Here is a 14,244-nt window from a genome sequence, read left to right as displayed (position 1 = left end):
GGCGGGCGCAGAGAGCGGCGGAGGCCGGTCAGGCGGTGGCCGGTCAGGCGGTGCAGCCGAGGCGCGACTGGATGTCGCGCATGGCGTCGAGCTCGGCCGACTGTCCGGTGACGATCGCGCCGGCGACCTCCTTGACGCGCGCGTCGTCGCCGAGCTCGATCACGGCCTCGGCCATGGGGATCGCGCCCTCGTGGTGGCGGATCATCAGGTCGAGGAACAGGCAGTCGGCGGGCTGGCCCTGCGCGCTGCGCAGCTCGTCGAGCTGGGCGTCGGTGGCCATCCCCATCTCGGACAGCAACTCCTCCTGGGACTTTCCCGCGGTGTCGCCGTGGCTGTGGGCGTCCGACTTCTCCATCCACGTCATGAGCGGCCGGCTCGACGCCTGGGGAAGCCCCCACTCGACCAGCCATCCGAACATCTCGCCGCGCTGACCCGACTGCGTCGTGGCGATGTCGTACGAGAGGGTGCGCAGCTCGTCATCGGAGGTCTTGCGGTAGATCTCCATCGCCATGAGCACCGCCTGCGTGTGGTGCACCTGCATGTCGCGCGCGAAGCCGGCCTCGGCCGAGGTGTCGGAGGGGTGGGCGGGCGCCGCCGTCGCGCCGAACGCCGTGAAGCGTCCGATCGCGAAGGCGACGGCCATCACGGCGACGGCGACGAGGGCGACGACGGCCCACCGGACCGCGGGACGCGCGACCGGGGTGTCGTCGCTCACGTCAGGCCTTGCCCGGTCCGTCGATCGCCCCGGAGCACGACGCGTTCGGCTCGGGAGCGTTCTGGCTGCGCCAGTACTCGGTGAAGAACTCGGAGATGCGCGGGTCGCTCGGGTCGTCGACCTTGAGCTGGTGGTTCCATGCGCTCACCGCGACGGGCGTGTCGAGGCCCGGGTAGGGCGAGAGAAGCGCGTAGCTGGAGGGCATGACGGCCTTGAGGGCGTCGATGCCGGCCTCGTCGACCTCGTCGGGGTTGTAGGTGATCCAGATGGCGCCGTGCTCGAGCGAGTGCACCGCGTTCTCGTTCTGCTGAGGCTCGGTGTAGACACCGCAGTTCAGCCAGTACGGGTTGTGGGGACCGCCGGCCGGGGGCGTCTGCTCGTACGTGACGGCGCCCTGCACGTGGTCGGAGCGGTTCTCGAACGTCTGCACGCCGTCGATCTCGCGCCCGGTGCTGTTGCCGGCCTGGTAGCTGGTGGGGGGTGCCGGGGCGAAGGCGAAGGATGCCACCACCAGGCCGACCACCGCGAGGGCGGCCGTGGAGCCCACGACCCACCACACGAGCCTGCCGCGCTTACGCTTCGCGACCTGCTTCTGGTATTCCGCGAGCTTCTCCTGGCGCTTCTGCTCGCGCTGCTGCTTGACGGTCAGGTCGATCTGGGCCTGCTTCGCGGGGTTTCCGCTCGCACGCTTGTCGGAGGGGGAGGTCATGCGCTGTGTTCAGTCTCTCTTCGGGCGGGACACATCGGCATCCGCCGACCTGTCCAGACTATTCGGATGAATGGGCCGCTGGCCTGGGAGGAAACCCCGAGCCGGGATGGTGGCCGGCGGGGGAGTCACGGTAGTATGACGATGTCGAATCGATTCGAGGTTCGACGATCCCCCCTTTTTTCTCAGCCCGGCTCGCGCCGGGCTGTCCGTGTTGCGAAACGAAACCAGACGCGTGCTCGATACTGCCTCCCACCCCGTCATCCCGACGTCGTCCCGCTCCGTGCCGACGACCACCGGCGCCATCCGCGCCCTCGGCAAGAACCCCGCGACCGCGCCGATCGTGCTGCACCCCGGTGACTCCATCCCCGCCTCGCGCCGGGTGCTGTACATCATCGTCCTCGGCGCGCTGACGGCCCTCGGTCCCTTCACGATCGACCTCTACCTTCCCGCTTTCCCGGTGCTCGAGGCCGATTTCCAGACGACCGCCGCCGCCATCCAGCTCACCCTGACCGGCACGATGATCGGCTTCGCCCTGGGGCAGCTGATCGTCGGCCCCCTGAGCGACAAGGTGGGTCGCCGCATCCCGCTGCTGTCGGTGACGGCGCTGCACGTGGCCGCGAGCATCTTCGCCGCCCTCGCCCCGACGCTGGGGACGCTCTCCGTCGCGCGCGTGCTCATGGGGGCGGGCGCCGCCGCGGGCGGCGTCGTGGCGGCCGCGATCATCCGCGACCTGTTCGGCGGCAAGCGGCTCGTGGTCATGCTCTCGCGCATGGCGATGGTGTCGGGGGTCGCGCCCGTGCTCGCCCCGCTCGCGGGATCGGCCCTGCTGCTGGTGATGAACTGGCGCGGCATCTTCGTCGTGCTCGCCGTCTACGGCGCCGTCATGCTCGTCTCGGCGATCCTCTTCGTGCCCGAAACGCTGCCTCCCGCCCGACGCGGCGGCCCGGGCGCCACGACCGTGTGGCAGCGCTACGGCAGCGTCTTCCGCGATCGCGTGTTCATCGGCGTGCTCATCATCGGCGCAATGGCCTTCAGCGGTCTGTTCTCGTACCTGTCGGCATCCTCGTTCCTGTTCCAGGTGACCTACGGCTTCAACCCGCAGCAGTACGGCGTGCTGTTCGCGGTCAACTCCGTCGGTGTCGTCGTCGGCGTGCAGATCGCCTCGCGCCTCGCCGCCCGCTTCGGCCCGCAGTGGGTGCTGGCGGTGTCGACCGCGGTGCTCGTGCTCGCGGGTGGGGCCATCGTGCTAACCGATCAGCTGGGCCTGGGCCTGTGGGGCACCGTCGTCCCGCTGTTCTTCTTCATGACCGCGTGCGGCTTCACGTTCCCGTGCGCGCAGGTGCTCGCGCTCGACCGGCACGGCAAGGCCGCCGGGACCGCGCAGTCGATCATCGGCGCCGCCAACTTCGGCGTGGCGGGGATTATCTCGCCCGTCGTCGGGCTGCTCGCGACGGGCTCGGGCATCACCGCCACGACCATGGCCGTGGTCATGGTCGGGTGCGCGGCGATCGGGGTGCTGTCGTTGTGGCTGCTCGTGCGCCCGCGCACGGTGGAGCGCCTCGCTCCCTGACCTCCGTCGGGCGGCTGCTCGAGCGCGGCGCGAAGTCGCGAAGAGTAGCAGGGCGGACGGTCCGCGCATCGACCGTTCCGCCCGCGCCCGCGACGCGGCATCATGAGGCGATGGATGCCACCGCGATCGACGACGTGCTCGACACCCGTCCGCAGCGTTTCCGCGCCGTCGTCGGCGTGGTGCTCATCGCGCTGGCGTGCGGATTGGGGGCGTGGGTCTTCTTCCGGGGGCCGAGTCCCTTCACCGTCGACGTGTGGTGGAACCAGCTTTTCGCCGCCGCCCCGTCGGAGCCGGTGTACGTCTTCGCGCTGGTCATGGACACCGTCGGCGGCCATCTGACGGCGGTCCTGATCGTGCCGGTGCTGGGGGCCCTCGCCTTGTTCCTCTCGCGGCGACGATGGTCGGCGCTGTACTTCCTCGCCGCGTCGGTGGGCAGCGCGCTGCTCGTGCAGGTGCTCAAGCACACGTTCGGACGCGCACGCCCCGAGGACATCCTGATCCTGAGCGACTACGGCTCCTTCCCCTCGGGTCATACAGCGAACGCCGCGACGATCGCCGTGGTGGCGGCGGTGCTGTTCCCCCGCGCGTGGGTGCGCGTCGTGGGCGTCGCGTGGATCGTGCTGATGGCCTTCAGCCGCACGTACCTTCACGCGCACTGGCTCTCCGACACCGCCGGTGGGGCCCTCGTGGGAGCCGGCGCGGCGTTCGTCCTCGCCGCGGCGTTCTCGCGCCTGCGCGCCCGCGACGAGGATCGCCTGACGATCCGCCGCCGGGGCAAGACGGATGCCGGGCCGGCGGTCTCGTCGTAGGCTGACGCGCATGAGCGAGCCCGGCGACGCGCCCTCCGTTCCCTCCGCGGCTGATGCCGAGGTCGCGCGACTGAGAGCGGAGGCCGAGGCGGCCGAAGCCGAGCTGCGACTCGCCCGCGCGCGTGCCGACCTCGCGGCGGCGGAGGCCGCGGCGGCGGCGGCGCGCGCTCGCGCGGCAGGGGGCGGACCGGCGCCGGCAGCGGAGGGCGGTGCTCCGGCGCTGGTCGCCGACCCGGCCGCGAAGATGCCGGCCGCACCGGTGGCATCCGCGTCGGAGCCGGCCGCGGCATCCTTGTCGACACCGAGCTCCCCGGCATCCGGTGTCCCCGCGCTGCCGGACGCGCCGCTCACCGACGCGCAGGTCGCGACGATCGCCGCCGGGTACACGGCCGACGGGGCGGCGCTCGACCTCGGCGTCCTGATGAACGGCGGGCCGGTGGCCTCCGTCCCCGTGCGGATCCCGCTGGCGATGACCAACCGGCACGGGCTCGTCGCGGGCGCCACGGGGACGGGCAAGACGCGCACGCTGCAGCTGCTGGCAGAGCAGCTGTCGGAGAACGGCGTTCCCGTGTTCGCCGCCGACATCAAGGGCGACCTGTCGGGCCTGGCGGCCGCGGGCGCGGCGAGCGAGAAGCTCGCCGCTCGCACCGCCGCCCTCGGGCAGGACTGGGCGGCGCGGGCTTTCCCGACCGAGTTCTACGCGCTCGGGGACGATGTGGGATCCGGCATCCCGGTGCGCGCGACCGTGTCGGGCTTCGGTCCGCTGCTGCTGAGCCGCGTGCTGGGGCTGAACGCCACGCAGGAGTCGAGCCTGGGCCTGGTGTTCCACTACGCCGACGAGAAGGGGCTGGCACTGGTGGACCTCGCCGACCTGCGGGCGGTGCTGACCTCCCTCACGGGCGACGAGGGCAAGGCCGAGCTCAAGGGCATCGGCGGGTTGTCGGCCGCGACCGCCGGCGTGATCCTGCGCGAACTCGTGGCGTTCTCGGCCGCGGGCGCCGATACCTTCTTCGGCGAGCCCGAGCTCGACGTCTCGGTCTTCCTCCGCACGGATGCCGCCGGCGCCGGCATCGTGAGCCTGCTCGAGGTGCCGAACGTCGCCGCGCGTCCGGAGCTGTACTCCACGTTCCTCATGTACCTGCTCGCCGAGCTGTACGAGGTCCTGCCGGAAGTGGGCGACCTGGACAAGCCCAAGCTGGTGTTCTTCTTCGACGAGGCGCACCTGCTCTTCCGCGACGCCTCGAAGGCCTTCCTCGAGGCCATCACGCAGACCGTGCGCCTCATCCGCTCCAAGGGCGTCGGCGTGTTCTTCGTCACTCAGACGCCGAAGGACGTGCCCGGCGACGTGCTGGCCCAGCTCGGCTCGCGTGTGCAGCACGCGCTGCGCGCCTTCACCCCCGACGACGCGAAGGCCCTCCGGGCGTCGGTGCGCACCTACCCCGACTCCGGCTACGACCTCGAACGCGTACTGCAGGAGCTCGGCACGGGCGAGGCCATCATCACCGTCATGAGCGAGCGCGGCGCTCCGACCCCGGTCGCGTGGACGCGCCTGTTCGCGCCGCGCGCCTCGATGTCGCCGATCACCGCGGATGCCATGGCATCGGCCGTGTCGGCATCCCCCCTGTTCCCGATGTACGCGACGCCGATCGACCGCGAGTCGGCGCGCGAGATCCTCGGCGCCCGCATGCAGGCGGCCACCGACGCGCGCGAGGCCGACGAGCGCGCGAAGAAGGCCGCGGCGGACGCCGCCGAGTACGCGAAGCAGAAGGCGGCGATCGACAAGGCGAACGCCGAGGCGCAGAAGAAGGCGCAGCGCGAGTACGAACGGATCCTCAAGAGCACCGCTGCTCCCCGCAGCCGCTCGAGCGCGCCCACCGCGGGCCTCGACGGGCTGCTCGGGCGCGGGGCGACGAAGAGCATCGTGAACGGCGTCATCCGCGGCTTGTTCGGCAACAGCCGTCGGCGCTGAGCGGGGCGCGCGGCGGCGTCGGGGTGCGCGGTGGCGTCGGGGGTGCGCGGCGGCGCGGGGTTCGCGCGAGGTCGGGGATCTGCGCAACCTCGGTGGCATCCGGGGGTGTCGGGCTGAGGTTGGGTGAATCGCTGAGGTTGCGCGACGGCCCGCGGGGTCACGCGAGCGGGAGCGGGGAGCGGAGGCGCACGAAACGTGGAGGGGGCGGATGCCGGGAGTCCTGGCATCCGCCCCCTTCGCGTCGCGTCAGGACCGGCGGATCGCCAGCGGCATCGTCGAGGTGTCGATGAGCGGGTCGCGGTCCTGACGCTCGACCAGGGCCTCGGCCTCGGCGGGCGTCTCGACCGTCGGCACGGAGCCGAGCAACGGGCGCTTCGCCGACTCGCGCATCGCGAGGAGGGCGATGAGACCAAGGGCCGCGAAGAACATGATGTAGAAGGCGGGCATGAGGGTGTTTCCGGTGGCGTTGATGAGCGCCTGGCTGAACAGCGGTGTCGTGCCGCCGAACAGCGACACGGCGACGTTGTACGCCACTGCCATCGCGCCGAAGCGCGACGCCTTCGGGAAGAGCGCGGGGAGGGCGGATGCCGAGATCGCGACGTAGAACGCCACCGGCACCGCCGCCATGAACAGCGCGATCATCACGGCCCACAGCTCGCCGATCTGCATGATGAGGAACGCGGGCACGAGCAGCACGAGAGCCGACCCCGCCGCGATGGCGTAGACGGGCTTGCGGCCGATGCGGTCGCTGAGTCGGCCGATCAGAGGCAGGGTCGCCGACATGACCAGCAGCACGGGCACCGTCGCGATCGCCGCCGACAGGTTGGAGACGCCGACCTCCTCCTCGAGGTAGGTCGGCATGTAGCTTGTCAGGGCGTAGCCGGCGGTGTTGGTGGCGGACACCAGGGCGATGCCGATCAGCAGCGGCTTCCAGTGGTGGCGCACGATGCCGAACAGTCCCTGACGCGCCATGGGGTCGTCGGCGTCGGCCTCGACCGCGCCGGTCTGCTCGAAGGCGGGGGTCTCGGGGATGCGCAGGCGGAAGTAGATCGCGACGATGCCGAGCGGGACGGCGAGGAGGAACGGGATGCGCCAGCCGTACTCCACCATCGCGTTCTCGCCCGAGATCGAGGTGGTGATCGCCGTGGTGATCGCGACGGCCGAGGCGCCCGCGGCGAAGCCCACGTAGGAGCCGACGTCGAGCCACGACGACCAGAACCCGCGGCGCTTGTCGGGTGAGAACTCCGACACGTAGGTCGTCGCTCCCGCGTACTCGCCGCCGGTGGAGAACCCCTGCACCATCTTCAGCAGGTAGAGCGGGATGATCGCCCACAGCCCGATCTGCGCGGAAGTGGGCAGGATGCCGATGAGCGCGGTGGCCGTGGCCATCATCGCCATCGTCAGGAACAGCACCTTCTGCCGGCCGATGCGGTCGCCGAGGGGACCGAGGACGAACCCGCCGAAGGGGCGGACGAGGAAGGAGATCGCGAAACCGAGGAGCGTGACCAGCAGGCCCCAGGGTTCGGGGACGTCGGAAGCGAAGACGACGGTGAGCGTGACGGCGAGGTAGCCGTAGATGCCGAAGTCGAACCACTCCATGAAATTGCCGACGACGGTGCCGCCGATCGCGGTGCGCACGCGCTTCTTGTCGACGACGATGACGTCGTCGACCTCGAGCCGGGGTGCTCCGGATGCCGAGGGGGATTTCTCGTTCATGCTTCTAGCGTTACCCCGATCCGCGTCGCGTTTCCAGTCCAGGCGCTGCGCGAAGGGGCGTGCTACCGGGGCGACCGCCGACGATCGAGCGCCTCACGTCAAGCCCCCGGGGATGTCGGCGGCCCGGCGTACCGTGTCGGGCATGACCGAGCTCTCCGCCCCCACCGGCCGCGAACCCGCCCTCGTCGCGCAGCCCCGTCCTGACGGGTCGGCGCCGCGCGCCCTCGTTCTGGGGGCGACCGGCTACCTCGGCGGTCGGCTCGTCCCGCGCCTGCGTGCGGCGGGCTATCGCGTGCGGGTGCTCGCGCGCGACCCGCGCCGGGTCGGTGCGTTCCCCTGGGGCGACGACGTCGAGGTCGCGACCGGCGACGCCACCGACGCCGAGGCGGTGCGCGCCGCCGTCGAGGGCGTCAATGTGCTGTACTACCTCATCCACTCGATGGGGAGCGCGCGCGATTTCGAGGCCACCGACCGCGTCGCCGCCCAGACCGTCGCCGACGCCGCCGCCGCGGCATCCGTCTCGCGCATCGTCTACCTCGGCGGTCTGCACCCCGACGACGCCACGCTGTCGGCGCACCTCCGCTCCCGCGTCGAGGTGGGCGAGATCCTCCTGCACAGCGGCGTGCCCACGCTCGTGCTCCAGGCCGGCGTCGTGATCGGGTCGGGCTCGGCGTCGTTCGAGATGGTGCGCCACCTCACCGACGTGCTGCCGTACATGCCCGCGCCCAAGTGGGTGCGCAACCACATCCAGCCCATCGCCGTTCGCGACGTGCTGCATTACCTGCTGGGGGCCGCGCGGGTCGCCCCGAACGTCAATCGCGCCGTCGACATCGGCGGTCCCGACGTGCTCCGCTACGGCCAGATGATGAACGGCTACGCCATGGAGGCGGGCCTGCCGCAGCGGGCCATCGCATCGCTGCCCGTGCTCACCCCGCGCCTCGCATCGCACTGGGTCAACCTCGTCACCCCCATCCCCAAGTCGATCGCGCGTCCGCTGGTGGAGTCGCTGCAGAACGACTGCGTCGTCAAGGACCGCGCGATCGACGACCTCGTCCCGCGGCCCGAAGGGGGTCTCATGCCCTATCGCGAGGCCGTCCGCCGGGCTCTCGGTCGCGTGAACGACGACGCGATCGAGACCAGCTGGCAGGATGCCGAGGTGTCGGGCGCTCCGAGCGACCCGCTGCCGAGCGACCCCGAGTGGGCGGGCCGACTGGTCTACACCGACATCCGCACCATGACCACGAAGGCCAATGCCGCTCAGCTGTGGTCGGTGATCGAGGGCATCGGCGGCGAGAACGGCTGGTACTCCTCCCCGCTGCTGTGGGCCATCCGCGGCTGGATGGACCGGCTGGTCGGCGGAGTCGGCCTCGCGCGCGGCCGGCGCAGCCGCTCGGTCGTCACCGTCGGCGACGCCCTCGACTTCTGGCGGGTCGAGGCCATCGAGCCGGGGCACCTGCTGCGCCTGCGCGCCGAGATGAAGGTGCCGGGTGGGGCGTGGCTCGAGCTGCGGGCGACGCCGGAAGGAGAGGGCGCGCGCTTCGACCAGCGCGCGCTGTTCTTCCCCACGGGCCTTGCCGGTCGCCTGTACTGGCTGTCGGTGCTGCCGTTCCACGGCCTCATCTTCAGCGGGATGGCGCGCCGCATCACGGCGGCCGCCGAGCACGTGCAGCGCGAAGACCTCGAGCCGAAGGCGAAGGCGGGGCGCATCGCCCCCGCGATTGCCGAGGTCGAGACCACCGCCGCCCCTCGGCCTAGAACGCACCGCCTAGGCTGAATCGCGTGCCCCACGTCGCCCGAGTCCTGACCGTCTCCGACCGCTCGGCAGCGGGCCTGCGCGAAGACCGCGGCGGTCCGCTCGCGGTCTCCCTGCTGCGTGAGGCGGGCTTCACGTGCGCCGACGCGCGGGTCGTTCCGGACGGCGCCGACAGCGTCGAGCGCGCCCTGCGCGCGCTCGCGGCCGAGGGCCCCGGTCTCCTCGTCACGACCGGCGGCACGGGCATCGCCCCGACCGACCGCACCCCCGAGGGCACCGCCCGCGTGTTGGACCGGGAGCTCCCCGGGATCGCCGAAGAGCTGCGCCGCCGAGGTCTCTCCGACACCCCCCTGTCGGTGATCTCGCGCGGACTGGCCGGGATCGTCGACCCCGGCACCCTCGTCGTCAACCTGCCCGGATCGACGCGCGCCGTGGCATCCGGAATCGCCGTGATCGCCGAGATCGCCCCGCACGTCCTCGACCAGCTCGCCGGAGGAGACCACTCATGAGCGCCGTCCGCATCGCCCGCCTGTCGGAGCAGCCCCTCGACCTCGACGTGCACCTCGATGCCGTCGAGGACTCCTCGTCGGGCGCCGTGACCACCTTCGTCGGGCGGGTGCGCGACACCGACCCCGATGCATCGGACGCCGTCGTGGCGCTGGAGTACAGCGCGCACCCCGACGCCGAACAGACCCTGCACCGCATCGCCGCCGACGCCGCCGCGGACACCGACGCGATCGTCGCCGTCAGCCACCGCGTGGGCCGGCTCGACGTGGGGGAGGCGGCGGTCGTGATCGCCGTGGCATCCGGTCACCGGGCGGCGGCGTTCGAGGTGTGCCGCACGATCATCGAGACGATCAAGACCGACCTGCCCGTGTGGAAGCGTCAGGTCGAGGCCGACGGTACGACGGAGTGGAAGGGCCTGGGCGGCTAGAGAACGATCTGCGCCGTCTCTGACCGCGCACCTCGAGCTGCTGTGAACCGGGCGGGCTCAGCCCCCGGCGAACGGCGGCAGCACGTCGACGTGGATGACGCCGTCGAGCGCCGCGTCGTCGTCGTGACGGGTGCCGTCGACGAGCACGGCGCAGCGGTCGAGGATGCCGCCGAGTTCGGGGTGGTCGGTGACGATCCCGGCGCGCAGCGTGGCGAGGGTCTGCTCCGAACGGTCCTCGCCATCCGTGCCGGCGGCCTCCGCGGCGGCGGCGAAGTACCGCACCCGCACGCTCACGCGGTCACCCCCGCATCGGGCTCGCCCGGTCGCGACCAGTCGCCCGACTTCCCGCCGGTCTTCGACACGATGCGCACGTTCTCGATGAACGTGCCCTTGTCCATGCCCTTCACCATGTCGACGATCGCCAATGCCGCGACCGAAACGCTCGTCAAGGCCTCCATCTCGACCCCCGTGCGATCCGCGGTGCCGACCGTGGCCTCGATCTCGACGCCGGCGTCGGTGATCTCGAGGTCGACCGAGGCGCGGTGCACGCCGATGACGTGCGCGAGCGGCAGCAGGGCGGGAGTGGACTTGGCGGCCTGGATCCCGGAGATCCGCGCCACGGCCAGCACATCGCCCTTGGGGGCGGTGCCGTCGCGCAGGGCCGCGACGACCTCGGGGGCGCAGCGCACGAACCCACGCGCCGTCGCGGTGCGGACGGTGGGCTGCTTCGCGGTGACGTCGACCATGCGGGCGTGGCCCGCGGCATCCAGGTGGGTGAAGGTCATGGGATCAGCATGACATCGAGAGCGTCGCCCACCGACACGGTGGACACCTCTGCGGGCACGATCGCGAAGGCCTCGGCGCGCGCGAGGGAGGCGGCCAGGTGCGATCCGGAGCCGCCGGCGGTGGCGGGGCGGACGGTGCCGGCGACGAGGTCGACGGCGGCGGGGAGGTACTGCCGGCGCCCCGGCGGCGTCGTCCAGGCCTCGGATGCCGTGAGCCGGGCGATGCGCCGGTCGAGCACCGCACGGCCCTGGAGCGCCAGCAACGCCGGACGCACGAACACCTCGAACGAGACCGCGACGCTGACCGGGTTGCCCGGGAGGCCGAAGACGAGCCGGCCGTCGTCGAGGACGCCGAACGCCTGCGGCTTACCGGGCTGCATCGACACCTTCTCGAACGCGATGCGGTCGCTCAGCGCGAGGCGCACCGGTTCGTAGGCGCCGGCGCTCACCCCTCCGGTGAATACGACGACGTCGGCGCGGCGCGCGCGCTCGAGCACGGTCTCGATGCCGGCGGGGTCGTCTCCGACGCGGTCGGCGAGCTCGAGGTCGGCGTCGGCTCCCGCCACCAGTGCGGCGAGGAGGGTGGCGTTGGAGTCGGGGGTTTGCCCTCTGGTGGGGGCGGTGCCCGGCGCCACCAGTTCGCTGCCGGTGGAGACCACGGCCACGCGCGGGCGACGGGCGACGCTCACAGAATCCACGCCCGCGGCGGCCGCGGCGGCCAGGGCGAAGGGGCCGAGGCGCTCGCCGGCCGACAGCACGGTGTCGCCTGAGCGGGTGTCGCCGCCGCGGCGACGGATGAAGGCGCCCGGCGCGGCCGGCGCCCGGCGCACCTCCACGGCGCCGAGGGAGTCGGCGAGGCCGCCGGCGGTGTCTTCGAACGGCACGATCGCGTCGGCATCGGCGGGCACGGCGGCGCCCGTCATGATGCGCGCCGCCTCCCCGGGGGCGATCGCGGGGTCGTCGGTGGTGCCGGCGGGCAGGTCGGCGATCACGCGCAGGGTCGCCGGGTGATCGGCATCCGCGCCCTCGACGTCGGAGAAGCGCACCGCGAAGCCGTCCATCGACGAATTGTCGAAGCCGGGCAGGTCGTGCGCGGCGAGGACGGGTTCGGCGAGGGTGCGTCCGGTGGCGTCGGCGAGCGGCACCGATTCGGCGGGCAGCAGCGTGACGGCGGCGAGCACGCGGGCGCGGTGCTCCTCCACGGTGAGCAGCGAGGTCATCGGGGCCTCCGGGGTCAGGGACGGGACACGGGGACGAGCGGGATGACGTCGTGGCGGGCGCGCAGCGCGTCGATCACGACGAGACGACCGAGAAGCGGTTCGCCGGCGCCGGTCACGAGCTTGAGCGCCTCGGTCGCCAGCATGCCGCCGACCTGGACGCACAGCGACCCCAGCACGCCGACCTGGGCGCAAGTCGGGGGCTCTCCGACCGATCCCGGGGGGAAGAGGTCGCCGAGCACGACGGGGGCGTGCCCCTCGGGCGGGGCCGACCAGAACACCGTCACCTGCGCCGCCCACTCCTGCACCGCTCCCCAGACGAGGGGGATGCCGAGGTCTTCGGCGGCCGCGGCGACGGCCTCGCGCGTGTCGAAGGTGTCGCTGCCGTCGATCACGAGGTGGGCCCCGTCGAACAGCTCGCGCGCGTTGTCGGCGGTGAGCCGGACGTTCCGCTCGTGCACGACGGTGAGCGGCGAGAGATCGCGCACCGCGCGGGCGGCGGACGCGGTCTTGGCGGTGCCGATGTCGTCGACGCGATGCGCGAGCTGGCGCTGCAGGTTGGTGCGCTCGACGGTGTCGTCGTCGATGATCACGAGCTCGCCGACGCCGGCGGCCGCGAGGGCGAGCAGCACGGGCGAGCCCAAGCCGCCCGCGCCCACCACGGCGATGCGGGCGGCGGCGATGCGGCGCTGCCCCTCCTCGCCGATGGCCGCGAGCACCGCGTGGCGGGCGGTGCGGATGAGCTCCTCCGGGGCGAGGGATGCCACCGGTTGGACGAGCGGCCTCATCCGCCGATCGCGCTCATCGTGCGCGCGGGCTGCACGAAGTCGGCCCGTTCCAGTCCGACACGGTCGGATCCGTGCGCGCGGGGCTTGGCCCACATGGCCTCGCGCCAGATCTGGGCGATGCCCTCGTCGTCGGAGCCGTCGCGGAGGGCCGCGAGCAGGTCGGTCTCCTCGTGCGAGAACAGGCACGAGCGCACCTTGCCGTCGGCGGTCACGCGCGTGCGCGTGCACGCGGCGCAGAACGGCTCGGTGACGGAGGAGATGATGCCCACGTGTCCGGCCACGGCGGTCTCTCCGCGCCGTCGCACCTCCCACCGCTCGGCGGGGGCGGCGCCGCGACCGCGCGGGTCGGGGGCGAGGTCGAAGGCCTCCTCGATCGCCGCGCGGATGTCGCGCGCGGGGATGACGTTCGTCGCCGACCACGAGCGGTCGCCGTCGAGGGGCATGTCCTCGATGAAGCGCATCTCGAAGCCGTTCGACACCGCCCAGTCGACCAGCGGGACGACCTCGGTGTCGTTGATGCCGCGCAGCAGCACCGCGTTGATCTTGATCGGACCGAGTCCCGCGGCGCGCGCCGCCTGCAGGCCCGCGAGCACCTTATCGAGGTGGGGGCGCCGGGTGAGCTCGGCGAAGGTCTCGGGGTGCAGGGTGTCGAGCGAGACGTTCAGGCGCGTGAGGCCGGCGTCCTTCAGTGCCTGCGCGCGGCGGTCGAGGCCGACGGCGTTGGTGGTCATCGAGATCGGGAGGTCGGGATTGTCGGCGCGGATGCCGGCGATGATGAACTCGAGGTCCTTGCGGACGAGGGGCTCGCCGCCGGTCAGGCGCAGTTCCTCCGCGCCGAGCGACTGGACCGCGACCCGCACGATGCGGCGGATCTCGTCGGTCGACATCAACTGCGATTGCGGCAGCCACGGCATCCCGTCAGCCGGCATGCAGTAGGTGCAGCGCAGGTTGCACTTGTCGACCACCGAGACGCGGAGGTCGGTGGCGGTGCGGCCGAACCGGTCGAGCAGACCGCCCTCTCGCGGGGCGCCCGAGGCGGGGAGCGCCGTCGCGCCGGACGTGCCACCCGTCGACCCCGGGCGCGCCGGTGCCGGGGCGCCGGTCGCGGGGAGCGCTGTGGCGCCCGAGGCGGTCACGGTCGCGCCGAGCGGCACGACGACCGGCCGTCGCGTCGCGCTCGCGTGCTCGGCATCCATGGGTCGAGCCTAGGCGAGCGCGCGGGGGGCGAGGGCGGTCGGCCGGGTGCCGGCGGCGCGGGTCGGGGTCGATGCGGCGAGCG

At 72.5% G+C, this 14,244-nt stretch carries 14 protein-coding genes; 6 read left to right on the top strand and 8 right to left on the bottom strand.

What is annotated here, in order from left to right:
* Nucleotides 1-43 precede the first annotated feature (43 nt).
* Both B0B15_RS14200 and B0B15_RS14195 read right to left on the bottom strand, forming a co-directional pair.
* Nucleotides 44-715, bottom strand: coding sequence for a DUF305 domain-containing protein (locus tag B0B15_RS14200; protein ID WP_076677169.1), 672 nt, complete (start codon nt 713-715; stop codon nt 44-46).
* Between the two features lies 1 nt (nt 716).
* Entirely contained in the window at nt 717-1,424 is a 708-nt protein-coding gene (locus B0B15_RS14195) for a DUF3105 domain-containing protein (RefSeq protein WP_076677167.1), read from the bottom strand.
* Nucleotides 1,425-1,656: 232 nt separating this feature from the next.
* On the opposite strand from B0B15_RS14195, the gene B0B15_RS14190 reads away from it, so the two are divergent.
* From B0B15_RS14190 to B0B15_RS14180, 3 genes are all read left to right on the top strand, one after another.
* The gene (locus B0B15_RS14190) at nt 1,657-2,994 is read left to right on the top strand and encodes a multidrug effflux MFS transporter (RefSeq protein ID WP_176776649.1); all 1,338 of its coding nucleotides are present in this window, start codon (nt 1,657-1,659) and stop codon (nt 2,992-2,994) included.
* A 110-nt stretch (nt 2,995-3,104) separates the two neighbouring features.
* Nucleotides 3,105-3,803 (top strand): phosphatase PAP2 family protein, encoded by a 699-nt coding sequence (locus tag B0B15_RS14185; protein WP_076677164.1) that lies wholly within the window; start codon nt 3,105-3,107, stop codon nt 3,801-3,803.
* A gap of 10 nt (nt 3,804-3,813) precedes the next feature.
* A complete protein-coding gene (locus B0B15_RS14180) occupies nt 3,814-5,772 on the top strand; it encodes a helicase HerA-like domain-containing protein (protein WP_076677161.1) in 1,959 nt (652 codons plus the stop codon).
* Nucleotides 5,773-6,018: 246 nt separating this feature from the next.
* Here the strand turns inward: B0B15_RS14180 and B0B15_RS14175 are convergent, their stop codons facing one another.
* A complete protein-coding gene (locus tag B0B15_RS14175) occupies nt 6,019-7,488 on the bottom strand; it encodes an MFS transporter (RefSeq protein WP_076677159.1) in 1,470 nt (489 codons plus the stop codon).
* Between the two features lie 142 nt (nt 7,489-7,630).
* Between B0B15_RS14175 and B0B15_RS14170 the strand changes: the two genes are divergently transcribed.
* From B0B15_RS14170 to B0B15_RS14160, 3 genes are read left to right on the top strand one after another with little or no spacing between them, the layout of a single operon-like run.
* The gene (locus B0B15_RS14170; protein ID WP_256334305.1) at nt 7,631-9,262 is read left to right on the top strand and encodes an SDR family oxidoreductase; all 1,632 of its coding nucleotides are present in this window, start codon (nt 7,631-7,633) and stop codon (nt 9,260-9,262) included.
* 5 nt (nt 9,263-9,267) lie between these two features.
* The gene (locus B0B15_RS14165) at nt 9,268-9,750 is read left to right on the top strand and encodes a MogA/MoaB family molybdenum cofactor biosynthesis protein (RefSeq protein ID WP_076677154.1); all 483 of its coding nucleotides are present in this window, start codon (nt 9,268-9,270) and stop codon (nt 9,748-9,750) included.
* Nucleotides 9,747-10,175, top strand: a complete 429-nt coding sequence (locus tag B0B15_RS14160) for a molybdenum cofactor biosynthesis protein MoaE (RefSeq protein ID WP_076677151.1) — start codon at nt 9,747-9,749, stop codon at nt 10,173-10,175. The genes B0B15_RS14165 and B0B15_RS14160 overlap by 4 nt, the downstream gene beginning before the upstream one ends.
* A gap of 57 nt (nt 10,176-10,232) precedes the next feature.
* Here B0B15_RS14160 and B0B15_RS14155 read toward each other — a convergent pair whose 3' ends face one another.
* Genes B0B15_RS14155 through moaA form a run of 5 tightly spaced genes read right to left on the bottom strand, consistent with a single transcriptional unit; the run spans nt 10,233 to nt 14,161 of the window.
* Complete coding sequence (locus B0B15_RS14155) at nt 10,233-10,469, bottom strand: MoaD/ThiS family protein (RefSeq protein WP_076677148.1); 237 nt, start codon at nt 10,467-10,469, stop codon at nt 10,233-10,235.
* Complete coding sequence (gene moaC, locus B0B15_RS14150; RefSeq protein WP_076677145.1) at nt 10,466-10,960, bottom strand: cyclic pyranopterin monophosphate synthase MoaC; 495 nt, start codon at nt 10,958-10,960, stop codon at nt 10,466-10,468. The genes B0B15_RS14155 and moaC overlap by 4 nt, the downstream gene beginning before the upstream one ends.
* On the bottom strand, nt 10,957-12,180 hold the full coding sequence (glp, locus tag B0B15_RS14145; protein ID WP_076677143.1) for a molybdopterin molybdotransferase MoeA: 1,224 nt from the start codon (nt 12,178-12,180) through the stop codon (nt 10,957-10,959). Before glp ends, moaC begins: the two co-directional genes overlap by 4 nt.
* 14 nt (nt 12,181-12,194) lie before the next feature.
* Complete coding sequence (locus B0B15_RS14140) at nt 12,195-12,965, bottom strand: HesA/MoeB/ThiF family protein (protein ID WP_076677140.1); 771 nt, start codon at nt 12,963-12,965, stop codon at nt 12,195-12,197.
* Nucleotides 12,962-14,161, bottom strand: a complete 1,200-nt coding sequence (gene moaA, locus B0B15_RS14135) for a GTP 3',8-cyclase MoaA (protein ID WP_083709058.1) — start codon at nt 14,159-14,161, stop codon at nt 12,962-12,964. The genes B0B15_RS14140 and moaA overlap by 4 nt, the downstream gene beginning before the upstream one ends.
* Nucleotides 14,162-14,244: the final 83 nt, after the last annotated feature.

The organism is Microbacterium sp. RU1D (assembly GCF_900156435.1).
Taxonomy (GTDB): domain Bacteria; phylum Actinomycetota; class Actinomycetes; order Actinomycetales; family Microbacteriaceae; genus Microbacterium.
The sequence above is the reverse complement of the archived record's forward strand: the minus strand, read 5'-3'. Positions and strand labels throughout refer to the sequence as shown.

Coding starts and splice junctions, on each gene's coding strand:
- B0B15_RS14185 (WP_076677164.1), top strand. CDS start 3,105: ATGGATGCCACCGCGATCGACGACGTGCTCGACACCCGTCCGCAGCGT.
- B0B15_RS14175 (WP_076677159.1), bottom strand. CDS start 7,488: ATGAACGAGAAATCCCCCTCGGCATCCGGAGCACCCCGGCTCGAGGTC.
- B0B15_RS14160 (WP_076677151.1), top strand. CDS start 9,747: ATGAGCGCCGTCCGCATCGCCCGCCTGTCGGAGCAGCCCCTCGACCTC.
- B0B15_RS14195 (WP_076677167.1), bottom strand. CDS start 1,424: ATGACCTCCCCCTCCGACAAGCGTGCGAGCGGAAACCCCGCGAAGCAG.
- moaC (WP_076677145.1), bottom strand. CDS start 10,960: ATGACCTTCACCCACCTGGATGCCGCGGGCCACGCCCGCATGGTCGAC.
- glp (WP_076677143.1), bottom strand. CDS start 12,180: ATGACCTCGCTGCTCACCGTGGAGGAGCACCGCGCCCGCGTGCTCGCC.
- moaA (WP_083709058.1), bottom strand. CDS start 14,161: ATGGATGCCGAGCACGCGAGCGCGACGCGACGGCCGGTCGTCGTGCCG.
- B0B15_RS14180 (WP_076677161.1), top strand. CDS start 3,814: ATGAGCGAGCCCGGCGACGCGCCCTCCGTTCCCTCCGCGGCTGATGCC.
- B0B15_RS14140 (WP_076677140.1), bottom strand. CDS start 12,965: ATGAGGCCGCTCGTCCAACCGGTGGCATCCCTCGCCCCGGAGGAGCTC.
- B0B15_RS14170 (WP_256334305.1), top strand. CDS start 7,631: ATGACCGAGCTCTCCGCCCCCACCGGCCGCGAACCCGCCCTCGTCGCG.